General features: G+C 65.3%; 21 protein-coding genes. 16 read left to right on the forward strand and 5 right to left on the reverse strand.

Annotation, left to right across the window (positions count from 1 at the left end):
• From CAG22_RS28840 to CAG22_RS28410, 4 genes are all read right to left on the reverse strand, one after another.
• Positions 1-105 (reverse strand): hypothetical protein (locus CAG22_RS28840; RefSeq protein WP_256575267.1); only part of this gene is annotated, 105 nt, incomplete at its 3' end.
• 31 nt (positions 106-136) lie between these two features.
• A complete protein-coding gene (locus tag CAG22_RS26155) occupies positions 137-1,465 on the reverse strand; it encodes an MFS transporter (protein ID WP_025339613.1) in 1,329 nt (442 codons plus the stop codon).
• 300 nt (positions 1,466-1,765) lie between these two features.
• On the reverse strand, positions 1,766-2,998 hold the full coding sequence (locus CAG22_RS26160; protein ID WP_085706472.1) for an SRPBCC family protein: 1,233 nt from the start codon (positions 2,996-2,998) through the stop codon (positions 1,766-1,768).
• Between the two features lie 870 nt (positions 2,999-3,868).
• Positions 3,869-4,054, reverse strand: coding sequence for a hypothetical protein (locus tag CAG22_RS28410; protein WP_139833535.1), 186 nt, complete (start codon positions 4,052-4,054; stop codon positions 3,869-3,871).
• Between the two features lie 110 nt (positions 4,055-4,164).
• Here CAG22_RS28410 and CAG22_RS26170 point away from each other — a divergent pair, with 110 nt between their 5' ends.
• The 9 genes from CAG22_RS26170 to bcsC are packed head-to-tail and all read left to right on the forward strand — an operon-like array spanning position 4,165 to position 17,871.
• Positions 4,165-5,652, forward strand: coding sequence for a BcsE family c-di-GMP-binding protein (locus CAG22_RS26170; RefSeq protein WP_085706474.1), 1,488 nt, complete (start codon positions 4,165-4,167; stop codon positions 5,650-5,652).
• Positions 5,649-5,834 carry a cellulose biosynthesis protein BcsF gene (gene bcsF, locus CAG22_RS26175; RefSeq protein ID WP_039613316.1) on the forward strand — a complete coding sequence of 62 codons (186 nt, stop codon included), beginning with the start codon at positions 5,649-5,651 and terminating at the stop codon, positions 5,832-5,834. Before CAG22_RS26170 ends, bcsF begins: the two co-directional genes overlap by 4 nt.
• On the forward strand, positions 5,827-7,446 hold the full coding sequence (gene bcsG / locus CAG22_RS26180) for a cellulose biosynthesis protein BcsG (protein WP_085706475.1): 1,620 nt from the start codon (positions 5,827-5,829) through the stop codon (positions 7,444-7,446). Before bcsF ends, bcsG begins: the two co-directional genes overlap by 8 nt.
• Positions 7,443-7,661 carry a cellulose biosynthesis protein BcsR gene (gene bcsR, locus CAG22_RS26185; RefSeq protein ID WP_025339608.1) on the forward strand — a complete coding sequence of 73 codons (219 nt, stop codon included), beginning with the start codon at positions 7,443-7,445 and terminating at the stop codon, positions 7,659-7,661. The genes bcsG and bcsR overlap by 4 nt, the downstream gene beginning before the upstream one ends.
• Positions 7,658-8,365, forward strand: coding sequence for a cellulose biosynthesis protein BcsQ (gene bcsQ, locus CAG22_RS26190; RefSeq protein WP_085618564.1), 708 nt, complete (start codon positions 7,658-7,660; stop codon positions 8,363-8,365). Before bcsR ends, bcsQ begins: the two co-directional genes overlap by 4 nt.
• Positions 8,362-10,971, forward strand: coding sequence for a UDP-forming cellulose synthase catalytic subunit (bcsA, locus tag CAG22_RS26195; protein ID WP_085693298.1), 2,610 nt, complete (start codon positions 8,362-8,364; stop codon positions 10,969-10,971). The genes bcsQ and bcsA overlap by 4 nt, the downstream gene beginning before the upstream one ends.
• On the forward strand, positions 10,971-13,250 hold the full coding sequence (gene bcsB / locus CAG22_RS26200) for a cellulose biosynthesis cyclic di-GMP-binding regulatory protein BcsB (protein ID WP_371916865.1): 2,280 nt from the start codon (positions 10,971-10,973) through the stop codon (positions 13,248-13,250). The genes bcsA and bcsB overlap by 1 nt, the downstream gene beginning before the upstream one ends.
• Complete coding sequence (bcsZ, locus tag CAG22_RS26205) at positions 13,250-14,365, forward strand: cellulose synthase complex periplasmic endoglucanase BcsZ (RefSeq protein ID WP_085706477.1); 1,116 nt, start codon at positions 13,250-13,252, stop codon at positions 14,363-14,365. The genes bcsB and bcsZ overlap by 1 nt, the downstream gene beginning before the upstream one ends.
• Positions 14,353-17,871: a cellulose synthase complex outer membrane protein BcsC gene (gene bcsC, locus CAG22_RS26210; RefSeq protein WP_085706478.1), complete on the forward strand. Its 3,519-nt coding sequence runs from the start codon at positions 14,353-14,355 to the stop codon at positions 17,869-17,871. The genes bcsZ and bcsC overlap by 13 nt, the downstream gene beginning before the upstream one ends.
• A 61-nt stretch (positions 17,872-17,932) precedes the next feature.
• Here the strand turns inward: bcsC and CAG22_RS26215 are convergent, their stop codons facing one another.
• A complete protein-coding gene (locus tag CAG22_RS26215) occupies positions 17,933-18,850 on the reverse strand; it encodes a LysR family transcriptional regulator (protein ID WP_085588012.1) in 918 nt (305 codons plus the stop codon).
• 120 nt (positions 18,851-18,970) lie between these two features.
• On the opposite strand from CAG22_RS26215, the gene CAG22_RS26220 reads away from it, so the two are divergent.
• From CAG22_RS26220 to CAG22_RS26250, 7 genes are all read left to right on the forward strand, one after another.
• A complete protein-coding gene (locus CAG22_RS26220) occupies positions 18,971-19,729 on the forward strand; it encodes a 5-oxoprolinase subunit PxpA (RefSeq protein ID WP_025339601.1) in 759 nt (252 codons plus the stop codon).
• Between the two features lie 90 nt (positions 19,730-19,819).
• The gene (locus tag CAG22_RS26225) at positions 19,820-20,707 is read left to right on the forward strand and encodes an allophanate hydrolase subunit 1 (RefSeq protein ID WP_085706479.1); all 888 of its coding nucleotides are present in this window, start codon (positions 19,820-19,822) and stop codon (positions 20,705-20,707) included.
• Positions 20,704-21,675 carry a biotin-dependent carboxyltransferase family protein gene (locus CAG22_RS26230; protein WP_085706480.1) on the forward strand — a complete coding sequence of 324 codons (972 nt, stop codon included), beginning with the start codon at positions 20,704-20,706 and terminating at the stop codon, positions 21,673-21,675. Before CAG22_RS26225 ends, CAG22_RS26230 begins: the two co-directional genes overlap by 4 nt.
• A gap of 232 nt (positions 21,676-21,907) precedes the next feature.
• Positions 21,908-22,780: a type IVB secretion system protein IcmH/DotU gene (icmH, locus tag CAG22_RS26235; protein WP_085706481.1), complete on the forward strand. Its 873-nt coding sequence runs from the start codon at positions 21,908-21,910 to the stop codon at positions 22,778-22,780.
• A 13-nt stretch (positions 22,781-22,793) separates the two neighbouring features.
• Positions 22,794-24,872, forward strand: a complete 2,079-nt coding sequence (locus CAG22_RS26240) for a type VI secretion system Vgr family protein (protein ID WP_085706482.1) — start codon at positions 22,794-22,796, stop codon at positions 24,870-24,872.
• A complete protein-coding gene (locus tag CAG22_RS26245) occupies positions 24,872-25,795 on the forward strand; it encodes a hypothetical protein (protein ID WP_085706483.1) in 924 nt (307 codons plus the stop codon). Before CAG22_RS26240 ends, CAG22_RS26245 begins: the two co-directional genes overlap by 1 nt.
• On the forward strand, positions 25,792-26,202 hold a 411-nt coding region (locus CAG22_RS26250), incomplete at its 3' end, for a toxin VasX (RefSeq protein WP_371916866.1). The genes CAG22_RS26245 and CAG22_RS26250, both read left to right, overlap by 4 nt.

The raw sequence follows: 26,202 nt of genomic DNA on the forward strand, positions 1-26,202 counted from the left end.
GCCCGAGATGGCATCGCGGAACTCACCGTCGATGAACGCCTGGGTACGCAGTTGCAGTTCGGCGGCGAGGGCCGCGTATTGTTGCTTGCTCAGCAAATCAGCCATTGTGTGTTCCCTTTGACAGTGTTGTTTCAGATCAGCCCAGCGATGCCGCCTGCTGCAAGTTCAGCGAGCGTGTTTCCGGTGCCAGGGCCCAGGACATGAACAGGCCGACGAACGAGACCAGTGCGGCGATGTACATGGTTTGCGCGATCCCCAGCGAATCCAGCGACAGGGGCACCAGGTAGGTGCCGACTGCCGCACCGATGCGTGACACGGAGGTACCGACGCCCACGGCGAAAGTACGGATTTCGGTCGGGAAGATTTCGTTGGGGTAGACCAGCACCAGTACCTGGGCGCCGCCGATGAACAGCGCGTAGGCGGCAAACAGCATGAGAATGACCAGGCCTGGGCTCGCATGGAAAATGCCCAGGCACAGCAGGGCCAGGCCTGAGAGCAGGAAGCTGCAGTTGAGCATGGTGCGACGGTCGATCAGGTTGATGATGCGTGTGGCTATCATGCAGCCGAAGACGAAGAACAGGGTGATCAGTGCCGAGCCCAGGGAGGCGATATCACCTTTCAGGTTGAGTGCGCCGAGTACCTTGGGGGCGAACGAGTACACCGCAAAGACCGGAATGATGGAGCATGTCCAGAAGCTGACGATGAACAGCATCCGCTTGCCGTAGCCCGAGTGCAGCAGGTTGGCGAAGGTCAGGCTGCGGGTGTTTTGTTCCTCGGGCAGGTTGTGCAGGCCGAAATCGCTGCCATACACCGCCTTGATCACGGCCTCGGCTTCGGCATCGCGGCCTTTGCTCAGCAGCCAGCGGGGTGATTCCGGGGTGCCCAGGCGCACCACGAACAGGAACACCCCCACCAGCGCGGAGCTGGCCAGCACCAATGGCCAGGCATCAGCACCCAGGGTGCGCAGCAGCAACTCCCCGAACAGGTAGGCCGACGCAGCACCGGCGAACCATAACAGGGTCAGCATGGCCAGGCGTGAGCCGCGGTACTTGCGCGGCATGAATTCGACGAGCATGGACGTGGCCACCGGGTATTCGATGCCTACGCCAATGCCGATCAGCAACCGTAGCAGGAACATGCCCATTGCCGTATCGACCCACAAGTGGGCGAGCGAGGCACCGATGAACAGCAGCGGACCGATGAAATACACCTTGCGCCGGCCCAGGTGGTTGGTAAGCCAGCCACCGAGAAACCCACCGAAGAACACGCCAATCAGGGACGCAGCGGCGATCAGGCCTTCCCAGAACGTACTCAACTGCAACGTCGCCGATATATGCGCCAGGGCGACGCCAATCACGCACAGCACATAACCGTCGGCAAAACCGCCACCGCCTGAACGGACAGTCAGCGACTTGTGAAACTTGTTGAGGGGTACATCTTCAACCGTGAGTACAGGACTTATCATTCTTGTCTCCTTTGAAATTCATGGCAGTTGCAATGTTCGGGGTGCCCGGGTTGCACGCGACAGATGTTGTGGTCTTGTTTCTGTCTTGCCCGGGGAAAAGGCTTGGCTCCCATACAGCGGGTCAAGTTGAAAAGTGGGGGCGAAGTGTGGGCAACGGCCGTTGCGCCATTACGGCGTCAAATTTCGTAGCCAACTTCTGAAATGGTTGGCGGCCAGTGCCGAGGGGATGCGCCAGGAAGCTACCGTCGATCCGGTAGACCGGCTGGGGCCGGCGGAGGGCAGCACCCTCCGCCGTGGGCGTCAGAGGATCCTGTTCGACGCCGCTTCGGTCAGCCGCCTGGTCATCAGGTCGCAGTACCAGTCGACGAACTGGCACACGCCACTTTCGATGATCGAAGAGAACGGGCCGGGGATGTAGGCGGGGGAGGTCACGCCCACCTGGGTACCTTCGACCAACCGCCGGTCCTGGTCGTTGGTCGCCATCCAGACCTTGGTCAACCGGTCAATGTCGTAGTCGACACCTTCCTGTGCGTCCTTCGGCACCAGCCATTTGGTGGTGACGACGGTTTCACCTGGGCCTACCGGCAGCACGCGGAAACTCAAGGCGTGGTCGCCGAGGAAGTGGTTCCAGGTAGAGGGGTAGTTGAAGTAGAGCAGGGCGCCAATATTCTCCACGCCACTGCGGTCCAGGCGCTGGGCCACGGCCGGCTTGCCGTCCATGGTGTAGCTGCTGGCACCTGGGTTGAGCGGGATGCGGGTCATGCGGAACTGGCCATTGGGGTCCATGACCAGGCGGCTGGCGAGGCCGGCTGCCTCGAGCGTATTGCAGTACTCGGCAAATACCGGGTCTTCTGCATTGCCGTCGCCGCGTACGGAGGCCAGCTCCGTATAGCTGCACAGCAGTTCGGGGTGGGTGCCGTCGCAGTGATAACACTCGCGGTTGTTTTCGAAGACCAGCTTCCAGTTGCCCTTTTCCACCAGGTGGGATTCGAACGCGACCTTGCAGTCTTCAAGGTAGTGAGGGCCAATGAACGGTGAAACGGCACTGCGGAACTTTTCGAAGTCCGGTGCTTGCCTGGCGACGCAGACATAGATGTAACTGTGCACGATTTCGCAGTGCACGGGAGCAAGCTCATGCTCGGACGGGTCGAAGTCGGTACCCATGTTGCCGGCATACAGCAACTTGCCGTCCAGTTCGAATGTCCATTTATGGTACGGGCATACCAGCTTGGCCACTTTGCCCTTGGCTTCGGTACAGACTTTGGAGCCCCGGTGGCGGCAGGCGTTATGGAAGGCACGTATTACACCGTCCTTGCCGCGCACTACGACAACCGGGTATTCACCGATTTGCAGCGTCAGGTATTCGCCCGGCTTTTCCATTTCGAAAGTGTGGCCGGCGAAGATCCATTCCTTGTACCAGATGTGCTCGAGGTCCTGCTGATAGAGCACCGGGTCCATATAGGCGGCGCCCGGCAAACCGTGTTGCGGCTTGCGTTGTTTGATCAAGTCTAATCCAGCGGTGTGATTGTGCATTTTTATATGTACTCCTTAAACAACAACGCTTTGCAACAAGCCTTATCCACGACGCGCACGAGCACGCCAGCGAATGAACTACCGGGGCGGTTGAACATGCGCTGAAAACGTTGAGTTTTATCGTTGCCTTTATTCAGTCTAGAGAGCAGGTCATGACAGCGAAATCAATTTTTAGTGGGGCGCTTTGATAACCAAATCTCATGGTGCCTGTGAGATCGAGCACCGCGTCACCTGCTTCGCGGACATGCCCGCTCCCACAGGTACGGCGTAGGCGTCGGGCTCGCGCTGTACCTGTGGGAGCGGCTTTAGCCGCGAACACCGGCAGAGCCGGTGCCATCCACCGCGTCGCCTGCTTCGCGGGTGAACCCGCTCCCACAGGTCCGGCGCAGGCTTCGGGCTCGCGCTGTACCTGTGGGAGCGGCCGTGGCCGCGAACACCGGCGCAGCCGGTGCCATCCACCGCGTCGCCTGCTTCGCGGGTGAACCCGCTCCCACAGGTCCGGCGCAGGCTTCGGGCTCGCGCTGTACCTGTGGGAGCGGCCGTGGCCGTGAACACCGGCGTAGCCGGTGCCATCCACCGCGTCGCCTGCTTCGCGGGTGAACCCGCTCCCACAGGTCCGGCGCAGGCTTCGGGCTCGCGCTGTACCTGTGGGAGCGGCCGTGGCCGCGAACACCGGCGCAGCCGGTGCCATCCACCGCGTCGCCTGCTTCGCGGGTGAACCCGCTCCCACAGGTCCGGCGCAGGCTTCGGGCTCGCGCTGTACCTGTGGGAGCGGCCGTGGCCGCGAACACCGGCGCAGCCGGTGCCATCCACCGCGTCGCCTGCTTCGCGGGCATGCCCGCTCCCACAGGTACTGCGCAGGCTTCGGGCTCACGTTGTACCTGAGGCAGCCTTGTGCTGCGAAGCGCCGCGTGAACGGCGCTCGATCTCACAGGCGCCAAACATTTCCAGACCTGCACCTGCTGCTAACAATTTTTTGCAATTCATTACATTTCTGCTTGATTTCATTTTGCCTCCCTGCTGTAGAATTGACGGGCTCGGTTGTTCGTCAGCCATTTTGTTGTTTTTTTGACGCTATTCATCGAGCCTCAGCGGCGCATGTGCCCGCAGCCACCTCTCATAGCCGTTTCAATCTACTTTTCAGAGCCAGTGTTTTGACGAATGGAATGCCGTGGTTGGCTATTTCCGGCTTAGGCGCCGAAAGCAGCCAGCTTCATGTACAAGGACTGTATTGGTTGGCCTGTGACAACGCAGAGGACGCCACCGTGCTATGCCGCCAGGTGGTCGGGGGGCTGCCCGAGCACGTTCGCGCAGCCCTGGTCGCCGATGCGCAAGCCATCGGTGATGTGCTGGGTGCGCTCGATGCCGCGCAGGGCCCCGGCGAACTGGCGCTGTACGAAGCCGACCTGCAAGCCGCCCGGCACCTGGTCGATGACCTGCCGCGTATCGACGCCGCCGGGCGGGTGCTGGTGCTGCTGGCGCCCGCCGACGTCTGGGGCGCCAGCAACGTCGAAAGCTGGTGCAACGCGCTGCGCCCGGTCCTGTTGGCCGAGGCCACGCTATTGCTGGTCATCAGCAGCGGCCAGAGTGCCGGGCTGGTAGAGCGCCTGCGGGCGTTCAACCAGGGCGTCGATGGCCTGGCCCAGGTGTACCGCGGCAAAGGTGGGGTGCGCTACCTGCAGCATTTCTGGAGCAACCCGCTCGGCAAGACCGGTACGCGCGATGTGGAACTGGCGCGGCTTGAAGCAGGCTTCGCCGCCGGGGCGCCGCAGGCCCCCAGCGACACCGGTGGCGACGAGCTGTTGTGCCTGGCTCAGCGCCCGGTACTGGAAGGTGCGCCAGCCTTCTCCGAGCACTGGCAGGTCTGCGAGAGCCTCGAGGAACTGGGTGCCAAAGCTGGCAGGGCGGTTTCCGCCACGGTCATCTTTGCCATGGACGGCGGGCAGCGCCTGGATAGCCTGGCGCGCCAGTTGCACCGCTTGCGCCAGTTGCGTGGCAGTGCCCTGAAGCTGGTGGTGCGCGAGATGGCACCGACCCTGCGCTACCAGGATGAACAACTGCTGCTGGCCTGCGGGGCCAGCCAGATCGTGCCGTTCGGTGCCAGCCTGTCGCGCTTCCTGACCATGGTCGAGAGCATCCAGGGTTACCTCTGGCGCCGGCGCTTGCCAAGCGATTTCGATGCCTTGCTCGCACGCCTGCGGCCGCTGGCCATCTGCGGGCTGGTGGCGCCGCGCGCGTTCGCCGAAGCGGTGCAGACCATGTGGCACGGGGTGCGCAACGGCGAAATCGCCCACCAGTTGCTGGTGTTGCGCCCGGCCCCTGGCCTGACCCCGCTGCAAGCCTGTTCGCGCACGGTGTTCCGCCGCGACGGCGACATCGCCTGCGTGGTGGGCGATGTGCTGTTCCTGTTCCTGTTCGCCTGCCGCTCCGAAGGCGTCGAGCAAGCCCTTGACCACATCTTCCAGTTGTCGTGGAAAGAGTTGTTCATCAGCCAGGAGGTGCTTGCCGGTGTCGACAGCCTGGCCACCCCGGCCTTCCTCGACGACAGCGTGCCACAGCCACCCCGGCTCGACGCGGCGGCGCAGCTGCCCGCCCAGGCAAGGCCGGCCCTGGCGCCGCGCCGGGTGGCCCTGGGCAAGCGGGGTACGGCATGAACTTCGTGCAACTGCTGCAAGTGGTTGGCATCACGGCGCTGGTCACCTTGGCGCTGGCCCTGCTGCTGTTGCGCCTGCGCGCCACGCTGCGCGGCTGGTTGCGCCGCCGCCTTCCACCCCGTTACCTGAAACCGCTGGGCGTACGCCACCGCGCTGCACGCCAGGAACCCCGTAATGACTAATACATCCGCCACCCTCCCGGTACCGGCCCGCTGGCCTGGACTGGGAGGGTGGAACCTCTATTTCCTGGCCAAGTTCCTGTTGGTCGCCCTTGGCATGCTCGACTTCCAGGCGCTGCCGAACCTGTTGTTCGCCGCGTTTCTGCTGCTGCCGTTGCCAGGCAGGTGGCTGCGAATCGCGCGGCAACTGGTGGCCGTACCGGTCGGCATCGCGTTGTTCTACCAGGACACCTGGCTGCCGCCCTTCAGCCGCCTGCTGGCGCAGCCGGGGGTGTTCGATTTCTCGTGGGACTACCTGCTCGAACTGCTCGGCCGCTTCATCAACTGGAACCTGCTGGGCGCGCTGGCGCTGTTGCTGGTGGGTTACCTGTACCTGCGCCACTGGCTGCGGCTGAGTACCTTGAGCCTGCTGGGGCTGGCGTGGCTGGCGGTCGGCGGCCTGCCAGCGCTGGGGCTAAATGCGGGCCAGGCGCCTGGCGCCGCGGCTACCAGCCCCACCGAGCAGGCGCAGGCCACTGCGGTTGCCGACAATGCCACGCTCGACAGCTGGCTCGAGCGGTTCTTCGCCATTGAGCGTGAACGGGTGACAGCATTCCCGGCCATGAAGGCCGATGAGCAGCCGTTCGACCTGCTGGTGATCAACATCTGCTCGCTGGCCTGGGATGACCTGTCTGCCGTCGGGCTGCGTGACAACCCGCTGTTCTCGCGCCTGGACGTGATCTTCGACCAGTTCAACTCGGCCACGTCCTACAGCGGGCCGGCCGCCATCCGCGTGCTGCGTGCCAGCTGCGGGCAGTCGTCCCACGCCGGGCTGTATCAGCCCGCCCCGGAGCAGTGCCTGTTGTTCCAGAACCTGGCCAGGCTCGGCTTCCAGAGCAACACCTTGCTCAACCACAGCGGCCGCTTCGACAACTTCATCGGCGATATCACCCAGCAGCACATGCCTCAACCCGGCCTGCGCAACACCGACTTCCCGCGGGCACTGGTCGGCTTCGACGGCTCGCCGATCGCCAGCGACCTGGAGGTGCTGCGCCGCTGGTGGGGGCAGCGCAAAGGCGCGCCGGCCGAGCATGTGTCGCTGTTCTACAACAGCATCAGCCTGCATGACGGCAACCGTATCGTCACCGCCGACGGCGGTACCCGTGTGGCCGATTACGCCACCCGCGCCACCCGGCTGTTCGGCGAGCTTGGCAGCTTCCTCGATGAACTGGAGCGCAGCGGCCGCCGCGTGGTCGTGGCCATTGTCCCGGAACATGGCGCCGCGCTGCATGGCGACCGCATGCAGCTGTCGGGCATGCGTGAAATCCCCACTCCATCGATTACCCATGTGCCGGTGGGCCTGAAGTTCATCGGCATGGGCCAGCCTGCCCGCAGCGAGCCGCTGCACGTCTCGGCACCCACCAGCTACCTGGCGCTGTCCGAGCTGATCTCGCGCGTGTATGCGGGCCTGGGCCAGCAGCAGGTGCTGGATGTGCCCAGCCTGCTGAGCGACCTGCCGACCACCGAACAGGTCGCGGAAACCGCAGGTGCACAAGTACTGAACTACCAGGGGCGCGCCTACATGCGCCTGCAAGGCCAGCCCGACTGGCAGCCTGTCCCGAAGGAGCGCCCATGATCACTGGCAAGGCAGACCCTGCCGACCGCAGCGACGATATCGCCCAGTTGCGCCAGCACCTGGACATGCCGGACCTGAACTACCAGGACATCTCATTGCTGGTGGGTGTCCAGCAGGCCTTGCAGCGCTGGCCACTGCTGGGTGAAAGCTGCCGGAGCAGCGCCCAGGGCACCTTGTACACGGCGGCGCCGCGGCGCCAGGTGCTGTCGCCATGACCAGCCTGGCGTTGCACGGTGTTCGCGGTGGCCTGGGGCGCAGTGCCTTGCTGGCCGCGCTGGGGCATGCGTTGCAGGGCGTAGGTGAGCGGGTGCTGCTGGTTGACCTGTGCCCAAGCAACCTGCTCGGCCTGCACTTCAACCTGCCCCTCGACACGCGCGAGGGCTGGGCGCTTGCCGAGCGGGAGGGGCGGCCATACAGCGATGCCATGTACGAGGTGCTCGATGGCCTGTGCCTGATGCCGTTCGGCAATCTGCCTGCCGGCACGCGGCCGCCGTTGCCCGATGCTGAAGCCTGGCGCGCGCGCCAGGCCGAGTTGGCCGAACACTTCGACTGGTTGCTGTTCGACCTGCCGCAACTGCCGGCCGATGCCGCTGGCCAAAGCGTCGAGACTGACGTGCGGGTGTTGGTGGCCGAGGCCGAAATGGCCAGCCACCTGCTGCTCGGGCGCCGGCAGGTCGAGCACTACGACCTGTTGCTGGTCAACCGCTACGACCCCGCCAGCCGCTTGCAGAGCGACCTGCTGATGGTGTGGCGCGACCTGTTCCGTGATCGCCTGCCGATCCAGGTGGTGCACCGCGACGAGGCTTTCCTCGAGGCCCTGGCGTGCAAGGCACCGCTTGGCCACTACGCGCCGCAGAGCCTGGCTTGCCGGGACGTGCAGAGCTTGGCGGTGCGCTGCCTGACGAGGCGCCAGTCGTGACCCTGACCCCTCTGTCGGCCTACGCCTGGTTCCGCACACGTGGCGCGCGGCAGCCGGTCGCCTGGCTGTTTACCCTTGGCGTGTGGCTGGCCTTCCTGTTCCTGCGCCTGGAGTCGCCTGCCTGGCAAGCCCTGTTGGCCGAGCGGCAGCGGCTGTACCCGCAACTGGCGGGCAAGCGCCCAAGCCTGGGCGACCCGCTGCGCCTGCTGATCCAGAGCCTGTGGCTGCTGGTCCGGCGTCAACCGCTGCCTCGCGAACCGGGGTTTGCCCGCCGTGCCTGGAGTGCTGTGCGTGCACAGCTGCGCGGTATGCGCCAGGTGCTGCGCCGCTACCATGGCCTGCTGATCGACCGCCTGCAGCAGCTGCCTGCGCGCTACCGCGCCAGCGCTTTCAAGCAGCAGGCCTCGGCACGCCTGCGCGGCTTGAGCGTGTTCGCCCGGTGGGTTTTCTACAGCGTGCTGACCCTGGGCGCCATCGGCCTGGCTGTGCTGTGCGTGACCGAACCGTTCGGCTACCTGGCGCAGCTGGTGTTCATCTGCCTGCTGCTGGGCATCGCCCTGCTGGTGCGGCACATGCCGGGCCGCTTCCCGACCCTGATGCTGATCGTGCTGTCGACGCTCATCTCCTGCCGCTACCTGTGGTGGCGCTACACCTCGACCCTGAACTGGAACGACACCACGGGCCTGGTGTGCGGGGTGATCCTGCTGGCCGCAGAAACCTATTCGTGGTTCGTGCTGATCCTGGGCTACATCCAGACCAGCTGGCCGTTGCAGCGCAAGCCGGCGAACCTGCCGGCAAATCCGGCGCACTGGCCGACCGTCGACCTGATGATCCCCACCTACAACGAAGACTTGTCGGTGGTGCGCACCACGGTGCTGGCCGCCCTGGGCCTGGACTGGCCGCGCGAGTGCCTGCGCATCTATATCCTCGACGACGGCCGGCGCGAGGCGTTCCGTGCGTTCGCCGACGAAGTGGGGGTGGGCTATATCGTGCGGCCGGACAACAAGCACGCCAAGGCCGGCAACCTCAACCATGCGCTGGGCGTGACCGACAGCGAGCTGATCGCCATTTTCGACTGCGACCACGTGCCGGTGCGCTCCTTCCTGCAAATGACAGTCGGCTGGTTCCTCAAGGACCCGAAGCTGGCATTGGTGCAGACGCCGCACCATTTCTTCTCGCCCGACCCGTTCGAGCGCAACCTGGGCTCGTTCCGCCGTCGCCCCAATGAAGGCGAGCTGTTCTACGGCCTGATCCAGGATGGCAATGACATGTGGAACGCGGCGTTCTTCTGCGGCTCGTGTGCCGTGCTGCGCCGTACCGCGCTGGAGAGCATCGGCGGTTTCGCCGTCGAAACCGTGACCGAAGATGCCCATACCGCCTTGCGCATGCACCGCCAGGGTTGGTCATCGGCCTACCTGAGCATTCCGCAGGCGGCCGGCCTGGCCACCGAGAGCCTGTCGGCGCACATCGGCCAGCGCATTCGCTGGGCCCGGGGCATGGTGCAGATCTTCCGTACCGACAACCCGCTGTTCGGCCGTGGGCTGAGCCTGTTCCAGCGGGTGTGCTATGCCAACGCCATGCTGCACTTCCTGGCCGGCCTGCCACGGCTGGTGTTCCTGACCGCGCCGCTGGCGTTCCTGTTGCTGCATGCCTACATCATCTACGCACCGGCGCTGATGATCCTGCTGTACGTGCTACCGCACATGATCCACGCCAGCCTGACCAACTCGCGCATGCAGGGCAAGTACCGGCAGACCTTCTGGGGCGAGGTCTACGAGACCGTGCTGGCCTGGTACATCGCCCGCCCGACCACGGTCGCGCTGTTCGCGCCGAAGAAGGGCAAGTTCAACGTCACCGCCAAGGGCGGCCTGATGGAGCAGGAGCAGTTCGACTGGCGCATCGCCCAACCCTACCTGTGGCTGGCGGCGCTCAACGTGGCCGGCCTGGGCTTCGCCGTGTGGCGCCTGTTCACCGGCCCGGCGGCGGAAATCGGCACGGTGATCGTCAGCTCGCTGTGGGTGATCTACAACCTGCTGATCATCGGCGCCGCCGTCGCCGTGGCTGCCGAAGTGCGCCAGGTGCGCCGCGCCCACCGGGTGCAGATGCGCTTGCCGGCGGGGCTGGTGCTGGCCAGCGGTCACGCCTACCCCTGTACCCTGGTCGACTACTCCGACGGCGGTGTCGGCCTGCAATTGCACCGGGGCCTCGAGTTGCAAGCGGGGGAGCGGGTGCGCCTGCTGCTCAACCGCGGCCAGCGCGAGTTCGCCTTCCAGGCCTGTGTCACCCGTACCGTCGGGCAACACGTGGGCCTGGTGTTCCATGACCTCGGCCAGCAACAGCGTATCGACCTGGTCCACTGCACCTTTGCCCGTGCCGATGCCTGGCTTGGCTGGAACGAGCAGCACGAGGTCGATCGCCCGCTGCGCAGCCTGGTCGACGTGCTGAAGCTGGGCGGTGTCGGTTACCTGCGGCTGGTCGAACACTTGCCGCCATGGGTGCGGGCGTGGCTGCGCCCACTGCACGCGCTGGCGAACTGGCTGGCCAGCTACAGGCCCCGCACACCGCAGCCTGTCCCTTCCTTGAACCCTGTTGATCGAGACGCATGATGACTGGTTATCCCGCGCGTACCTGGGGCCTGGCGATGGCGCTGCTTGCTGCCTTGTCGCAAAGCGCCGCTGCCGCCTCCGTGGCCCCGCTTGCCGAGCCAGCCGTACCCACGGTACCGAACTGGGCGGTTGCGAAAACCTTCGAGCAGCTCGGGCATGCCTCCGACAGCCTGCTGCTGGGGGTGCGCAACAGCGAGCATATCGAATTCGGCCTGCGGCGCGACCGCCTGGCCACCGACGCCAGCCTGCAGCTGGACTACACGCCATCGCCCGCGCTGTTGCCGAACCTGTCGCACCTGCGCGTGTACCTGAATGACGAACTGATGGGCGTGGTGCCGGTGGAAAAGGACCAGCTTGGCCAGCGCGTGCGCCGTCAGCTGCCGCTGGACCCGAAGCTGCTCAGCGATTTCAACCGGGTACGTCTGGAGTTCGTCGGGCATTACACCGACATCTGCGAAGACCCAGCGCACAGCGGCCTGTGGCTGAACCTGAACCGCAAGAGCCAGGTGCAGCTGCACGAACAGGCCCTTGCCCTGGACAACGACCTGGCGTACTTCCCGCTGCCGTTCTTTGATGTGCGCGACACCGGCAAAGTAACGCTGCCGGTGGTGTTCAGCGGCGTGCCGAGCCTGGGCGAGCAGCGTGCGGCGGCGATCCTGGCCTCCTACTTCGGCAGCCAGGCCGGTTGGCGCAAGGCGACCTTCCCGGTGCTGTACGGCAGCCTGCCGGCCCGTGGCGACAAACCTACGCCGAGCATCGTGTTTGCCAGCAACGACCGTCGCCCGGCCTTCCTTGCCGACCTGCAGCAATTCCCGCCGGTCGACGGCCCGGTACTGCAGATGATCGACCACCCGGACGACCGCTTCAGCAAGGTGCTGCTGGTGCTGGGCCGCAACGACGATGACCTGGTCAAGGCCGCCTCGGCGCTGGCGGTTGGCAACAACCTGTTCCGCGGTGCCCGGGTGAAGGTCGAGCAGATGACGGCACTGCAGCCGCGCCAGCCTTACGATGCGCCGAACTGGACACGCACCGACCGCCCGGTGCGCTTCGCCGAGCTGCTCGATTACCCCGAGCAGTTGCAGGTCAGCGGCCTGCAACCACGGCCGGTGACGCTGGAGCTGAACCTGCCGCCGGACTTGTTCGTCTGGCGCAACCAGGGCATTCCGCTGCGTACGCTGTACCGCTACACGGCCCCGGCAGTGAGCGACGAATCGCGCCTGAGCATCAGCGTCAACGACCAGTACATCACCAGCATGCCGCTGGTGGGCAATGACCGACGCGGCGGTACGCTCGAGGAAATGCGCCTGGCGGTGCTGTCCGGTGACAACAGCGCATTGACCGAGAAGTCGCTGGTACCGGCGTTGAAGATCGGCGACCGCAACCGCCTGCACTTCGATTTCAGCTTTGCCAGCACCCTGGGCAGCGCCCAGCGCGACCGCTGCCAGACCTCGTTGCCGGTGGATGTGCGCGCGGCGATCGACGACAACTCGACCATCGACCTATCCGGTTACCACCACTACATCGCCATGCCCGATCTGCGCGCATTCGCCCGCAGCGGCTTCCCGTTCAGCCGCATGGCCGACCTTTCCGAAACGCTGGTCGTCATGCCGGCCAAGCCCACGGCGATGCAGGTGGGCACCTTGCTCGATGCGGTCGGCGGGTTGGCCGGGCAGATCGGCTACCCGGCGCTTGGCCTGCGGCTGGTCGATGACTGGAAGCAGGCCGCAGCGGCCGATGCCGACTTGCTGCTGCTCGGCAGCCTGCCTGAGGCGCTGGGGGATGCGCCCAACCTTGGCCTGCTGCTCAGTGCCCAGCGGGACTGGCTGCTGCAGGGCCGTAGCACAGGGCTGCCGGGCAGCCAGCGCTTCGATACCACGCCGGTGGCCGCGAGCAGCCGAGTGGCAGTCAGCGCGCAGGCGCCGATTGCGGCCATCACCGGGCTGAAGTCGCCCTTCCATGAGCAGCGCAGCGTCGTCGCCCTGCTGGCCAACAGCGATAGCGACCAAGCGTTGCTGCGCGATGTGCTCGGCGATGTGGGCAAGCTCGATGCGGTGGCCGGCTCGGTGACGCTGGTGCGCAGCAGCGGCGTCACCAGCCAGTTCGTCGGCGAGCACTACTTTGTAGGCGCGCTGCCGTGGTGGCTGCTGCTGTGGTTCCACCTGTCCGAACACCCGGTGCTGCTGGCGGCGATCGCGGCCATTTGCGTGGTGCTGTTTGCCTTCCTGTTGTGGCGGGCACTGCGCTGGGCAGGCAAGCGCCGTCTGGGCGAGGCGGGGTGATGATGCGTCAGTTGCTGGTGGGGCTGGTCGCCTTGGGCCTGCCCGTTGTCACGAGTGCCGCACCGGCTTGCCCATGGCCGGCCTGGGACCGCTTCAAGGCCGAGCTGGTGAGTGTCGACGGTCGGGTCATCGACCCGAGCGACGAGCGCCTGATCACCACCTCGGAAGGGCAGAGCTATGCGCTGTTCTTCGCCCTGGTGGGCAATGACCGGCAAGCCTTCGCGCAGTTGCTGCGCTGGACCGGCAACAACCTGGCGGAGGGCGACCTGGCCCGGCATCTGCCCGCCTGGCTGTGGGGCCGTAACGGCCAGCAGCAGTGGCAGGTGCTGGATGCCAACAACGCCAGCGATGCCGACCTGTGGATTGCCTACAGCCTGCTGGAAGCCGGGCGGCTGTGGGACGAGCCGGCCTACACGCAGCTGGGCCAGCGCCTGCTGTGGCGTATCGCCGCGCAGACCGTGCGCAAGCTGCCGGGCCTGGGGGTGATGCTGCTGCCGGGGGACTACGGCTTCGAGGATGCCCGGGGCGCCCGCTTGAACCCCAGCTATTTGCCGCTGCAGTTGTTCGATCGCTTCAGCCTGGTCGACCCGTTGTGGGGAGAGCTGGCGGCCAACACGCGGCGCTTGTGGCTGGCTTCGTCACCAAAGGGCTTCGCCCCGGACTGGCTGCTGTGGACGCCAGCCGGTGAACTGGCAGCGGACCCGCAACATGGCAGTGAGGGTGACTACGACGCCATCCGCGTCTACCTGTGGGTCGGCATGCTGGCCAAGGACGCGGCGCAGCGTGCCGAACTGGTGGCCCACTATGCCCCGATGGCGGCATTGACCACGCGCCAGGGGTTGCCGCCAGAGCATGTGGATGCGCACAGCGGTGTTGCCAGTGGCCATGGCCCGGCGGGTTTCTCTGCGGCGTTGCTGCCGTTGCTGGCAGCATCGCCGGAGCACGTCGCGGGCCTGGCGGCCCAGCGTCAGCGCCTGCGCGAGCAGCCAGTCGAAGCCAAGGCCTATTACAGCCAGGTGCTGGCGCTGTTTGGCCAGGGCTGGGACCAAGGCCGTTACCGTTTTGACCCGCACGGCCGCCTGTTGCCGGCCTGGAGCGCGCCATGCAGCGAATGATCGGCGTGCTGATGCTGGCGGCAGTGACCTGCCAGGCCACGGCACAACCCAAGGATGCCGGCGAACAGCGCCAATGGCTGCTGGACCAGGTGCGTCGCGGCGAGGCGCTGCATCGTGACGACCTGGTGCGCGATGCACTGGGGCGGCTGCAATTGCTCGAGCCGCGCAACCCGGATGTGTTGTTGGCGGCCCTGAGCCTGGCATTGCGCGAAAAGAACAGCACCGAGGCCGAGCAGTTGAGTGCGCGGATCAGTGCCATCGCGCCTGGCAGCTTGCAGGCACGCCAGGCCAGGCGCCTGCTCGAGCTGCAGCAGCCGGAGCGCGTGCGGCAATTGCAGCAGGCCCGCCTGCTGGCGGTCACCGGGCGCAATGAAGAGGCGCTGGCGGCCTATGAACAGTTGTTCGCTGGTGAACCGCCAAGCCTGGAATTGGCCCTGGACTACTGGCGCGTGCGCGGCAACCTCCCAGGCCAGCGCCCTGAAGCGATCAGGCAGCTGCAGCAGCTGGACCAGCAGTACCCGGGCAGTGCCGGGCTGCGCCAGACCTTGGCCGGTTGGCTGTTCGCCGAAAATCGCGACCGCGAAGCCTTGGCCTTGCTCGACCAGCTGTCGCGCGACCCTGGTGCACGGGATGCCGCTGCCCAGCGTGAGTTCGACTACCTGTCCGGGCAAGCGGTGAGCGCCGCCAGCGCGGCGGCCTGGCAAGCGTTTCTCCAGCGTTACCCGGCCTCACCGTTGCAGGCGCAGGCCAGCGAGACCCTGCAACAGCAGCGCAAACTGCTGGCCGACCCGTCCTGGCAGGCTGGCCAGCGGGGCTTGGCATTGCTCGACAAGGGCCGCAACGCTGAAGCCGAAGCACAACTGCGCCGGGCGCTGCGCCAGTATCCGGATGATGCCAGCCTGCAGGGCGCACTGGGCTATGCACTGATGCGCCAGAGCCGCTACGAAGACGCCAATGCGGCGTTCCGGGCGGCAAGTGCCAAGGAGCAGGACACCTACTGGATCAGCCAGTGGAAGGACCTGGAGTCGTCCAGCCAGTATTGGGCCCTGCTCAGCAAAGGCGAGCGGGCACTGCAGGCGAAAGACCTGCGCGCTGCCCGCGCCTTCTACCAGCAGGCACGCCAGCAGCGCCCGAAGGAGGAATACGCCTTGCTGGGCCTGGCGGATGTCTCGCTGGCCGAGGGCGATACAGCCGCCGCCGAGCGGCAATTCCTGCAGGTTCGGCGCATGGCACCGGATAACGAAAGTGCCGTGCGCGGTCTGGTGCGTGTGTACCAGGCGCAATCGCCCGACAAGGCGCGGGCGTACCTCGACAGCCTGTCGCCTCGGCAGCAAGCGCAGTTCGCCAGCCTGCGCCGCAGCCTGGAACTCGCACGCCTGCGCCAGCAAGGTGACCAGGCCATGCAGCGTGAGGACTGGGCGGCGGCCAGCCAGGCGCTGGGCCAGGCCACGGCCTTGGCCCCCGATGAGCCCTGGCTGGTCTACCAGCTGGCCAGCAGCCTGCGCCACCTGGGGCGCACCGCCGAAGCCGACGCGGCATTCGCCAGCATCGTGCAGCGCCAGCCGGGCGACCCATCTACCCGCTATGCCCATGGCCTGTTCCTGGAGTCCAGCGACCGCGATGCGCTGGCACTGGACAGCCTGGGCGCGGTGCCGCAGGGGGCCTGGAGCGCGGACATGCATGCACTGGAGCAGCGTATCCGCCGCCGCATGACCCTGGCCTCGGCGCAGCAGCTGCAGGCGCAAGGCCGTACGGCTGAAGCGACCCGCCTGCTCGAGGCCAGCCTGGCGCGTGGCGAAGGCAGCACCGACGACCTGATGCTGCTGGCTGACTGGGCGGCGGCCAATGGTGAGCCTGGCAAGGCGCGCGGTTATTACCAGCGCGTGCTTGCCGTGCAGCCTGGGCAACCCCAGGCGCGCCTTGGCGTGATCGAAAGCGCGGTGGCCGAAGGCAACCTGGCACAGGCCCGGCACATGCTGGCTGTGCAGGTACCGCAACTGGCTGCCGATGACAGCAACGCCCAGCGGCGCCTGGCGGCTGTCTGGGTCGCCTTGGGCGAACACGACCAGGCGGCCGCAATGCTCGACCAGATCGCAGCGCAGCAGGCTCGCCCCGACCCCTTGTTGCGGCGCGACGCTGCCCGCCTGGTGGCGCAGGATGACCCGCAACGGGCGCTGGACCTTTACGCCGCAGCGATGGCCGATGCACGGATGCTCGAGCGTGCTGCCGTGTCGCCACGGGACGACCGTGCACTGACGCTGGCCAGCCGTGAGCAGGATGACGACGACTGGCTGGCACGCAGCCTGCGCAGCGACGTCGATGCGCTGTATCGCCAGCGCAATACCCATGTGACGTTGATGCACGACTACGGTTGGCGCGAGGACGACGGCACGCCGGGCACGTCCGAACTGAGTACCCAGTCGACCCTGCTGCATGTCGATACCCCTTGGCAGGACGGCACCGCCTTTGCGCGGGTGGAGCGCATCGGCATGGATGCGGGGTCGTTCGAGCAGAACGACCAGGGGCGCTATACCCCGGATTTCGGCAGCTGCCAGTTTGTTGGCAGCACCGCTGACGGGAGGTCGCTCCCCGCGTGTAAGGGCGGTTCGCAAACGGCGGACGGTAGCGTGCTGGCGCTGGGTTGGCAGGGCAGCCGCTGGGCCTTCGACCTGGGCACCACCCAGGGCTATGCGATCAACAACTGGTTGGGTGGCGCCACGGTCAACGGTGACCTCGGCCAGCTTGGCTGGTCGCTGACTGCTTCGCGGCGGCCGATGAGCAACTCGCTGTTATCGTTTGCCGGGGCACGTGACCCGCGCACGGGCGTGCGCTGGGGCGGGGTCACGGCCAATGGCGCCACACTCGGCCTGAGCTGGGACCAGGGTGGTGACAATGGCGTCTGGGCCAGCCTCGGGCACCACTGGCTGTATGGCGAAAACGTCGCCGACAACCAGCGCACCCGGGCCATGGCCGGCTGGTACCACCGCGTGGTGGAAAAAGCCGATGAGCGTGTGCGCGTGGGCCTCACGCTGATGCACTGGCGTCACGACAAGGACCTGGGCGGCTACAGCCTGGGGCAGGGCGGCTACTACAGCCCGCAGCGCTACACATCGGTTGGCGTACCGGTCAGTTATGCCTGGCGCAACTACGACTGGTCGGTGCTGCTGGAAGGCTCTGTAAGCTGGTCCCAGGCCCACAGCGGTCGCAGCCGCCTGTACCCGGACGCGCACGTCAACCGCAAGGTGCTGGCACAGTATGACGTTGGCTCCAACATCGACGCCATGAACGGCGCCAGCGACAGCAGCGGGCTGGGCTACCGACTGCGCGGGCTGTTCGAGCGGCGCCTGAGCGACCAGTGGGTGTTGGGCGGCGGCTTCGACTGGCAGCACAGCGATGACTATGCGCCTAGCCATGGCATGCTCTACCTGCGCTACCTGTTCGAGCCGTGGCGGGGCAACCTGGCGCTGCCGGTGACGCCGCTGGAGCCCTATAGCGAGTGGCGTTGATTCCGAATGCAGACGCTGTGTGCGGATTTACCCGCGAAGAGGTCGGGCCTGCAGGGAACGGTCAGCGCCGTGCCGACAACTGCTGCGGCGCCAGGAATGCATCATGGAAGTAATTGCGCACAGCCTGCATCGCCGGGCTGAACGCCCGTTCCCGGTGCCAGGCCAACCCCACGCTCATCGGTGTCACCGGGTCGCTGATGGTCACCGTCTCGATTCGCTTGCCCTCCAGCGACCAGGGCCGGTGCACCAGGTCCGACAGGATCGCCACACCGCTGCCATTGGCGACCATGCTGCGCACGGCCTCCACCGAACTGGTCCGCACCCGCACTTGCGGACGCTGCCTGGCCTGTTCCCAATAGCGCATGGCGCTTTGCTCGGCCTCATCCACGGTCAGCAGGATGAACGGCTCGGAGGCCACATCGGCCAGGCTTACCGCCGAGCGCTCGCACAGCGGATGATGGCCGGGCAGCCACAGGCGGCGCTCGGAGTTGAACAGGGTTTCCGAGACGATGTCCGGGTGGGTGAGGTTGGCGGTGAGCACCACTGCCATGTCGAAACGCCCCTCCAGCAAGCCTTGCTCGATGGCGCTGCGCTCCTGTTCGTACAGCTCCAGGGTCACGTCCGGGTGCCAGTGCTCCAGCCGCTGCAGGTGATGCGGCAGGAAGTAGCCGATCACCGTATAACTTGCCGCCAGGCGCAGCAGGCCACTGGCGCGCACGTCCGGCAGCGGGCTGTTCAGCGCATCGTCCACGCTGCGCAGGATCACGTAGGCGCGGTTCAGAAAGTGCCGGCCGGCCTCGGTCAGGCTCATGCCCTGGGCCGAGCGCTGGAACAGCAGCACGCCAAGCATCGCCTCCAGCTCCTTGATCGCCGTGGTGACTGCAGACTGGGAAATGTTCAGGTGGATTGCCGCCTGGGAAATCTGGCCGATCTCGGCGGTGGCGACGAAGTAGCGGACCTGGCGCAGGGTCAGTGACACGGTAAGCTCCCGCAGTATCTGATTTTCAGAAGACACCCTATCTGTTTATAGATCTTCCCAAGGGGGTGCGGAGAATCTAACGTGGCTTGCATGCAGTCACAAGCGCCAGGAGAAACAGTCATGCAGGTGGTGGATTTCAACTCGGACATGGGTGAGGGCTTTGGCCCGTGGACCATTGGCGACGGCGTCGACAACGAGCTGATGGGCTACATCAGCACGGCCAACATTGCCACCGGCTTCCATGCCGGTGACCCCGGCACCATGCGCCGTACCGTCGAGCGGGCCAAGGCCCTGGGCGTCGCAGTGGGGGCGCACCCCGGGTTCCGTGACCTGGTCGGCTTCGGCCGCCGACACATCAATGCCCCGGCCCAGGAACTGGTCGACGACATGCTCTACCAGCTCGGCGCCCTGCGTGAAATTGCCCGCGCCCAGGGCGTGCACCTGCAGCACATCAAGCCGCACGGTGCCCTGTACATGCATCTGGCACGTGACGAAGAAGCTGCACGGCTGCTGGTGGAAAACCTGCGGGTGATCGAGCCAGAGCTGCTGCTGTACTGCATGCCCGGTTCAGTGATCTGCCGCATTGCCCAGGAGCTTGGCCAGCCGGTAATTCGCGAGTTCTACGCCGACCGCGAGTACGACCTGAGCGGGTCGATCGTGTTCACCCGCAACGTGCGGGGCCATGAGCCCGGGGCGGTCGCTGAACGGGTGTTGCGGGCTTGTCAGCAAGGCGTGGTGCGCACGGTCGAGGGGCAGGACCTGGCCATCGAATTCGATTCCATCTGCTTGCACAGTGACACCCCAGGTGCGCTCGACCTGGTCGAGGCCACGCGCCAGGCGCTGGACGCTGCCGGTATCGTGGTGCGCGCGCCACGCTGAATCCGTGGGGCATCCGGCACGTATACGCCGGAGCCCGTGCAATTTGCTTTCGCCTGCCTTTCTATAAAGATTCCAAGAAAAGGAACAGTCATGGCCGAACCGCTTGCTACAACCCCGATCCGCTACAGCTTTGGCGCTGACGAGCACCTGTTTGCCGAAGTCAGCGAGAGCATGTCGCTGGAGGCTTTTTTCAAGGGCATGGCCGTCACCCGTGCGGTGGAGCGGCTGCCCTTGGATGGCGTGCTGGATGTGTGCCTGGCCAACGCCTCGTTCCAGATCCGCTTCGACCCGGACCGTATCGCGCCGCAGGCACTGCTGGAGGCGGTGCGCGGTGCCGAAGCACAGGCAGTGGCCGAGCGCTCGTTGCAGACGCGGATCATCGAGATTCCAGTGCTGTACAACGACCCCTGGACCCATGAAACGCTGATGCGTTTTCGTGACCGCCACCAGGACCCGGGCAGCACCGACCTGGAGTACGCCGCGCGGATCAACGGCCTGGCCGATGTCGAGGCGTTCATTGCCGCGCACAGCGGCGCGCCGTGGTTCGTGTCGATGGTCGGGTTCGTTGCCGGCCTGCCGTTCATGTTCCAGATGGTCGAGCGCGAGCGGCAACTTCAGGTGCCCAAGTACCTGCGCCCGCGTACGGACACCCCCAAGCTCACCCTTGGCCATGGCGGCTGCTTCGGCTGCATCTATTCGGTGCGCGGGGCAGGCGGCTACCAGATGTTCGGTGTCACCCCGGCGCCGATCTATGACCCGCAGCAGACACTGAACTACCTGAAGGAGCACATGGTGTTCTTCCGCCCGGGAGACATCGTGCAGTTCAAGCCCATCGACCGCCGCACCTACGACCAGGCGGTGGCGGATGTCGAAGAAGGCCGCTTCGACCTGCGCATTCGCCCGGTGGAGTTCTCCCTGGACGCGTTCCTCGCCGACCCGGTCGGCTATCCACGGACCCTGCAGGAGGTGCTGGCATGATCAAGGTACTCAAGCCCGGGCTGGCTACCTCGGTGCAGGACCTGGGCCGCGAAGGCTACTACCACCTGGGCATCCCGCCGTCCGGCGCCCTCGATCAGTACGCCCTGAGGGCGGCCAACCACCTGGTGGGCAACCCGGCCGGCGCCGCGGGCCTCGAGTGTGCGCTGGTGGGGCCGGAGCTGGAGTTCCAGCAGGATGCGCTGGTGGCGGTTTGTGGTGCGCAGATGCCGGCCTTGCTCGATGGCCGCGAGCAACGCCCGGACACGGCGTTTGCCGTACGTGCCGGGCAGGTGTTGCGTTTCGGCTTCCCTACCGCAGGCGCCCGGGCCTACCTGGCGGTGGCCGGCGGTATCGATGTACCCGAGGTGCTCGGCAGCCGCTCCACCTATGCGTTGGGTACATTGGGTGGCTTCCATGGGCGCAAGCTGATGGCGGGTGACCTGTTGCCGGTCGGCGTACCCAGCGGCAAGACCCGCGCCGGTGCGAGCCTGCCAATGGCCTTGCGCCAGGCCTTGGGTGGCGAAGTGGTGCTTCGGGTGGTGCCGGGGCTCTATTTTCATCGCCTGACCAAGGCTGCGGCGCAAAGCTTTTTCACCGAAGCCTGGACGGTAGGCTCCGAGGCAGACCGTATCGGCTACCGCTACAAGGGCGGCAGTGCCTTGAGCTTCCAGCCACGGGAGCAGCCGTTCGGGGCCGGCTCGGATCCATCGAACATCGTTGACAGCTGCTACCCGATCGGTTCGATCCAGGTACCTGCGGGGCTGGAGCCGATCATCCTGCACCGTGATGCGGTGTCGGGCGGCGGCTACGCCATGATCGGCACGGTGATCAGCGCCGACCTGGACCTGATCGGGCAGATGCAGCCCAACCAGCAGGCGCGGTTCCTGGAAGTCAGCCTGGAGGACGCACTGGAGGCTCGGCGCTCGTACAAGAAGAAGCTGGGTTGCCTGGCCAGGTTGTTTGGCTGATTGATCGGTTGCGGCGCTGCGCCGCCCACACAAGGGCTGGCGCAGTCGTTGCAGGAGCGGCCTTGTGTCGCAAAGGGGCCGCAGAGCGGCCCCGGAATTCCGGCATTGCAGCGTCCAGACAAGCCAAAAGGCGAAAATTCCTACAGCGTTTTGGGAAGCCCTACGCTCCTCGAAGAATTGATTCCCCGATAGTGTTCATGTCTTCAGCCTACTGGAAGACAAGGACCTCTTCATGCCCGGCCCATCTGCTGTTCGTCCTGGAAAATCCCAGGCCGCCAACGCTGCCCATGACGTAACCGAAAGCAGCCTGCATGCCATGCTCGATGTCCCGGGGGGCACCGATTCACCCTATCCACCCGGTCAGGGCAGGCGCGCAGATCATCAGGGTTATCCGGCCGACCCGGACTTCCGGCTACGCGGCGGCTTCGCCAACCTGATGCTCGACGCGGCCAACCCGCTGTTCGGCCTGGTCATACGCCTGCGCACGCTGGATGACCTGCCCAACATCGAACAGGTGCACAAGGCCCTGCAGACCCAGGTCAGCGCCATCCGCGAGGAAATACAGCAGCACGGTTATTCCGCCGTGCACCTCGAAGTCTATTCCTATGCCTTGTGCCTTTACCTGGACGAGGCCGTGATGAGCCGCCCCTGGGGGAACAATTCGTGCTGGAGCCACGAACCGCTGCTCAGCATCTTCCATGACGAAACCCAGGGTGGCGAGAAGATCTTCGTGTTGCTGGAGCGGTTGATGCAGTCGCCCGAGGAGTTCCAGGATGTGCTGGAGTTCCTGTACTTCTGCTTTTGCCTGGGCCTGAAGGGCAAGTACGCCCTGGACCCGAAGTGCGATGAAATCATCAACGCCCTGATTTCGCGGATGCACAAGGTCATTCGTGAACTGCGCGGCCCCACGCCGGAATTCGTGGGCGACCCGTATACCAACGTGGTCCATCGCCCCCACCGCAGGCTGCGCCGGGAATGGCCCTGGTGGAGCCCGTTGGTGATCTCCGCCATCGCCATGGTCTGCGCCTACTGCTACTACAGCTACCGCCTGAGCTTGATCACCGCCGAGGTGCTGGAATCGCTCAACGGCATCTTGCAGCAGTAGCAGGGGGATCCGCATGCCTAGCCAATCCGACTTGCGTTTCACCTTCCAGCCGCTGGCTGGCCAGATTGACTTCGAAGTGGTTTCGTTCGAACTCGACGAAATGATCAGCTCACCGTTCCAGCTGAAACTGGAACTGATCAGTTTTGAAGACGAGGTCGACTTCGGCCAGTTGCTCGACAAACCAGTGCTGTTCACGATCTGGCGCGGTGAGCGCCCCCTGCGCTATGTGCACGGCCTGGTCAGCAGTTTCAGCCAGGGTGAAACGGGGTTCTATCGCACCCGTTACCGCGCATTGGTCGAGCCCGTGCTGGCCCGTGCCGGCTTGCGTTCGAACTGGCGCATCTTCCAGCAGAAGACCGTGCCGCAGATTCTCGAATTGATGCTCAAGCGCCAGGGTATTGCCCGTTTCGAAATCAAGAGCATGGGCGAGCATCAGGTGCGCGAGTTCTGCGTACAGGCCGGTGAAACGGACCTCGACTTCATCGCCCGCCTGGCGGGTGAAGAGGGTTTCGTCTATCGCTTCGAGCACACGCCGAAACACCACCTGTTGGTCATCACCGACCGACTGCTGGCGTTGGGGCAGATCAGCCGAAGCGCGCTCAAGGCCGACGACGAGGATGAGGACTTCTTCGACGAAGACGACATCGGTCCCGACCAGGTGCTGTACCGCGCCAACAGCGGTGGCGACCAGGCCAGGCCTTGCCTGCGCCGCCTGCGTTACAGCGAACAGGTGCGCACCGCCCGCCAGGTGCAGCGGGACTACACCTTCACCAACCCGCAGTACCGGCAGGAACACCGCGCAGGTGACAGTAGCATCACCCATCAGTCCCGGGACTATGAGCGCTTCGACTACCCCGGCCGCTACAAGCGTGATGCGGTCGGAGTGCCCTTCACCGCCACGCGACTCACGGCCCTGCGCCATGACGCCCGTATTGCCGAAGTCGAGGGTGACGATGTACGCCTGCAACCGGGGCTGAGCTTCACCCTCGTCGAGCACCCGCGCAAAGACCTCAACGCCCATTGGCGTGTGATGCGTGTACATCACGAGGGCAGCCAGTTCACCAGCCTGCAAGAAGAAGCTGCCGGGGCCGAACAAGGGACACGCTACTCGCAGGAAGCCGTGCTGGTGCCCGGCCGGATCGAATGGCGTCCGGCGCCATTGCCCAAGCCACGCATCGACGGCCCGCACATGGCCACGGTCGTCGGGCCGCCCGGGGAAGAGATCTACTGCGACGAGTGGGGCCGGGTCAAGGTGAGCTTCCCCTGGGACCGGGAGAGCGAGAACAACGAGTTCAGCTCCTGCTGGGTGCGCGTGTCACAAGGCTGGGCAGGTGGCAGTTGGGGCTCGATGGCCATCCCGCGCATCGGCCAGGACGTGATCATCCAGTACGTCAACGCCGACCCCGACCAGCCGATGATCACCGGGCGTACCTATTGCGGCGACCAGCTGCCGCCGTACGACCTGCCCGAGCACAAGACGCGCATGACCATCAAGAGCCAGACCCACAAGGGCGATGGTTTCAACGAGCTGCGCTTCGAGGACGAACTCGGCAAGGAAGAAGTGTTCATCCATGCCCAGCGGGACCAGAACAATGTAGTCGGCAATGACGAGACCACGCGTGTGGGGCGTAATCGTGTCGAGCAGGTCGGCAATGATGAGCACTTGAATATCGGCCATGACTTCCGCCAGGAAACCGGGGGCGACCATACCCAGCTCATTGGGCAAACCTGCCGTGTAGATATCAAGCATGACCTGATCGAGAAAGTAGGCAACGACCGTAGCGAATCAACAGGGGCCAATCACCAGGCCTTTGTCGGAAAGGACGCCGAGCTTGTCGTCAAAGGTGCGCAAAAGGTCACCGTCGGGCAGGGCATGGAGCAACATACGACGATCTATCAGCTGCGCGCCAGTGAGCGCATCGAGTTCAGAACCGCGGGCGGCAGCATTGTGCTGGACGGGCAGGGCATCACCATCAACGGGCTGAAGCTCGACCTGCTGGGGCAAACCAGTGCGGCTGCGTCAGGGGCTGGAAACAGCCAGCCACTCTCGCTTACGCCTGACGCCAGCAAAAAGTGCGAGGCCAAGGCCTGATGCGCACCGATAACCTGGCCAGGCTCATCGAAAGCCATCATGGGGCGCACTTGTACTGCCATGTGCTGATAGATCCGCTTGCGACTGCTCACGATGGCGACCACGCCGTGCTTGCCCCGCTGCGCAATGCCCTGGGTGAGCAGGCATTGACCCGTGTGCACCGGGCCGACCTGGCCCATGTCCCCCAACTGCATCCCGTACTGGTCTGCCTGGCTTCGCCCGGCACGGTCCCCAGTCGCCGTCTGCTGGAACTAACCGCCCGGGCAGCGCAGAGGGCGTTGTTTCAGCAACGGCGTTACCTGTGTGGCTGGCTGTTCAGTGAGGCGCCTTCGGCCGCTGTCGCGTCCCATCTCACGGCCTTGTGTCGGTTGCCCGATTCCAATCGGGAATTCGGCTGCTACCCGGTCTATGAACCCGTCCGTCTGGAGTTGCTTGCGGCGACGTTCGAGCGGCTTGAACAAGGCCCATGGTGGCCGATCAGTGATTGGTTGTTCCTGAGTAGCGGTGGGAGGTTGGCAAGCCTGAAAGGGCAGAGCGGGCAGCGACACCCTTTGCCGACCCCTGCGCGGCGAATTCAGGATGACGTGGGGCTGATCGAACGTGTGCTGGCTACCTGGAGAGTGTTGCGAGCGGGTTCGCAGCACATCAATCAGTGCCAGATTCCACCGTTTGCTGCGGTGCGTGCTTCGAACCATGTCGATGATGCACGCAGGTTGGGCCTGAGCGAGATGGAGGACATCGTGGCCTTCGCTCTCCATCACCTGTGCATTCACCCCAGGCTGCATACCGTACCTGCGGTGGGCGAAATGATCGACGCAGCGGCCAGAGGTCAGGCGCCTCTTGCCGCATTGCTCGCCCGCTACTCCGAGGCGCAATGGCGCCAACTGATCGAATGCCTGCCGAAATCCGAGAGTCGCTTATGACCATCAGCCAACGTATCGCCCTCGCGATCGCCGAAGCCGGGCTGCCGCACGACCAGTGCATGTTCTGCGAGCGCCAGGGTCTGCCGATCCTGCCGCTGCGCCGCGCCCTGGTGCCCGATACCCGCCCCGATTGTGTCTCCACCGTGGCGGATAACCGGCATATCTCGACAAAGATCGGCTTGCGCACCTTGCGCAGGGGCTTCCTGTATGTGCTGCTCGAGCAGCAGGTCTGGCATGCCTATGCCGTCAGCGAGCAGGGTCACCTGCGTCGTTTCAATCCCTACGAGCCGCCAGACGGCCCGCCTTCGCCGCTGCCCGAAAAATGCGTGAACGAAGACCACGATATTCCTTCGGCCTTTCTCAACCTCGATACCAGCAGGTACGCCAGCGCCTGGCTGGCCTTCTCC

Source organism: Pseudomonas sp. B8(2017), from assembly GCF_002113575.1.
Classification (GTDB): Bacteria; Pseudomonadota; Gammaproteobacteria; order Pseudomonadales; family Pseudomonadaceae; genus Aquipseudomonas; species Aquipseudomonas putida_Z.